Origin of the sequence: Amycolatopsis sp. NPDC051371 (assembly GCF_040682155.1) — a bacterium.
Lineage (GTDB): Bacteria > Actinomycetota > Actinomycetes > Mycobacteriales > Pseudonocardiaceae > Amycolatopsis.
On sequence record NZ_JBFBAG010000114.1, the window covers coordinates 1 to 2,575 of the forward strand.

General features: G+C 67.5%; 3 protein-coding genes. 2 read left to right on the forward strand and 1 reads right to left on the reverse strand.

The features are described from left to right. Nucleotides 1–216 precede the first annotated feature (216 nt). Nucleotides 217–432: a hypothetical protein gene (locus tag AB0M59_RS53500; RefSeq protein WP_364632132.1), complete on the reverse strand. Its 216-nt coding sequence runs from the start codon at nucleotides 430–432 to the stop codon at nucleotides 217–219. Nucleotides 433–704: 272 nt separating this feature from the next. Between AB0M59_RS53500 and AB0M59_RS53505 the strand changes: the two genes are divergently transcribed. Continuing rightward, nucleotides 705–1,676 carry an ATP-binding cassette domain-containing protein gene (locus AB0M59_RS53505; RefSeq protein ID WP_364632135.1) on the forward strand — a complete coding sequence of 324 codons (972 nt, stop codon included), beginning with the start codon at nucleotides 705–707 and terminating at the stop codon, nucleotides 1,674–1,676. A gap of 1 nt (nucleotide 1,677) precedes the next feature. Next, nucleotides 1,678–2,511 carry an ABC transporter permease gene (locus AB0M59_RS53510; protein WP_364632138.1) on the forward strand — a complete coding sequence of 278 codons (834 nt, stop codon included), beginning with the start codon at nucleotides 1,678–1,680 and terminating at the stop codon, nucleotides 2,509–2,511. The last annotated feature ends 64 nt before the right edge of the window (nucleotides 2,512–2,575 follow it).

Below are 2,575 nucleotides of genomic sequence, written 5' to 3' on the forward strand. Positions count from 1 at the left end.
ATCACGCACGCCCACCACCCACCACAAGATCAACAACCCGGCCTCAAGATCACCACAAAACACATCGGTGGATCCAGGTCGGAGGTCTTGAATGAGTCATTCAAGACCTTTGCGGTGCCGCCGGCGCGGGCCGCGGTGCACGAACGGAAGCGGCCGTCCTGGTGTCCCCCCGACCGGGACACCAGGACGGCCGCCTCAGCTCCGCCGGAAGTGCTTTCAGGATATGAAGAACCGACGGCGCCCCGCCGCGGTCGTCTTGCGGGAAGTGGCGCTGCGGACGAAGAACAGCAGCCCCACGACGATGGTGACGCCACCGCCGATCACGCCGATGGTGTGCTCTCCCGCGTTGATGATGATCGCGATCCCGCCCGCGACGAGAATCAGTCCCATGACGAGGGAAACGAACGGGCGGCCGCCTTGTTCTTTGGCCATCGGAAACTCCTCGTGAACGGTGGTCGTCGAATTCTTCCTGTGATCGATTCAAGCACACGGTGATCAGCGTTGTGAGTCCTCGAAAGTCGTCTTCCGACCATCGAAAGTTGACGTTCCCGAGTTGCCGGTCGCCCAGGGTGCTGGGAAGATCACGCAGGTACGGGGGTTGCAACTTTGGTTGTGGAGACAAGCGACCTTGTGCAGTAGCCCGGCGGCGGTGGCAGCCGGTTGACTTGTCCTCAGGCACACAGGAACGAATACGGAGCAGGCGCTTGATCACAGCACGAGATCTGACGAAGCGATACGGGGACACGACGGCCGTCAACGGCCTGTCGTTCGACATCAAGCCTGGCGTCGTGACCGGTTTCCTGGGGCCCAACGGGGCCGGCAAGTCGACCACGATGCGGATGATCCTCGGCCTGGACGCCCCCAGCGGCGGCTCGGTCACGGTCAACGGCAAGGCCTACCGGGACCTGCCCGCGCCGATGCGGGAGGTCGGGGCGCTGCTCGACGCGAAGGCCGTCCACGGCGCGCGCACGGCGTACCGGCACCTGCAGTGGGTGGCGCAGGCCGGCGGCATCCCGCGCAAGCGGGTCGACGAGGTGCTCGACACCGTCGGCCTCACCGAGGTCGCGGGCAAGAAGGTCGGCAACTTCTCGCTGGGCATGTACCAGCGGCTCGGCATCGCGACCGCCCTGCTGGGCGACCCGCCGACGCTGCTGTTCGACGAGCCGGTCAACGGCCTCGACCCCGAGGGCATCTACTGGATCAGGACCCTGATGCAGGACCTCGCCGCCGAGGGGCGGACGGTCTTCGTGTCCAGCCACCTGATGAACGAGATGGAAGAGACCGCCGCGCACGTCATCGTGATCGGCCGCGGCGAGCTCATCGCCGACATGCCGATCGCCGATTTCACCCAGCGCAGCGCGCGCAGCCACGTCCACGTGGTCTCGCCGCAGGTCGCCGAGCTCGCCGAAGCCCTCGAACGGGCAGGCGGCAAGGTGACGAAGCTGGACGACGGCTCGCTCAACGTCGTCGGCCTGGACGCGCCGGAGATCGGCGACCTCGCGCTGGAGCGCCGGCTCGGGCTGCACGAGCTCACGCCGGTCCGCGCGAGCCTCGAGGCCGCGTTCATGGACCTCACCAAGGACAGCGTGCAGTACCGCTCGCACAACGGCGGGCCGCCGGCGGAGGAGAAGGTACTCGAGACGGTGCGGGCGCTCGCGTCGGAAGGGACTGAATAACGTGACCACCGCAACGGCTTCACTGCCGGAAACGAAGACCTCGCCCGGCATCGGCAACACGCTCGCCGCGGAGTGGACCAAGCTCAAGTCGGTCCGGTCGACCTGGGTCGTCGTCATCGCCGCGGCCGTCGTCAGCGTCGGGTTCTCGGTGCTGTTCAGCTTCCTGACCGAGCAGGACTACAAGAACCTGCCCGCCGGCCAGACGGCGGACTTCGACTCGGCCGGCACCAGCATGGTCGGGATGAACCTCGGCCTGATCCTCATTTCGGTGCTCGGCGTGCTCGCCGTGTCCGGTGAGTACTCGACCGGGATGATGCGCCTCACCCTGGCCATCACCCCGCACCGCGGCCGGGTCCTCATTTCGAAGGCCGTGGTCGTCGGGCTGCTGGCGTTCGTGCTCGGCACCCTGTTCGCGGCCGCGGCGTTCTTCATCGGCCAGATCGTGCTCGGCATCAACCCGGCCATCCCGACGCTGGGCCTCGGCGGCCCGGGCGTGCTGCGCAGCCTGCTCGGCTGGGGCGCGGAGTTCGCGGCGTTCGCGCTGCTGGCCCTGTCATTCGGCGTGATGATGCGCAGCGCGGCGGGCGCGATCGCCACGGCGATCGGCTTCATCTTCGCCCCGGCGATCCTCGGCGCACTGCTGCCGGCGTGGGTCCAGCGCGACATCCTGGCGTACTTCCCGGCCTCGGCGGCGGAGCAGCTGAGCACGGCCCAGCTGAAGACGGACTCGGCGACGTACCTCGGTCCGCTGACGGGTGGCGGGACGCTGCTGACGTGGGTCGCGGTGGCTCTGGTGGTGGCGTTCTCCCTGATGGGCAAGCGCGACTCGGGCTGAGCCGGTCTCCCGCGGCAAGAGGTCGTGAGTGAGAAACAGGATTAGAACACTGTTTCTCACTCAC

Coding starts and splice junctions, on each gene's coding strand:
- AB0M59_RS53500 (WP_364632132.1), bottom strand. CDS start 432: ATGGCCAAAGAACAAGGCGGCCGCCCGTTCGTTTCCCTCGTCATGGGA.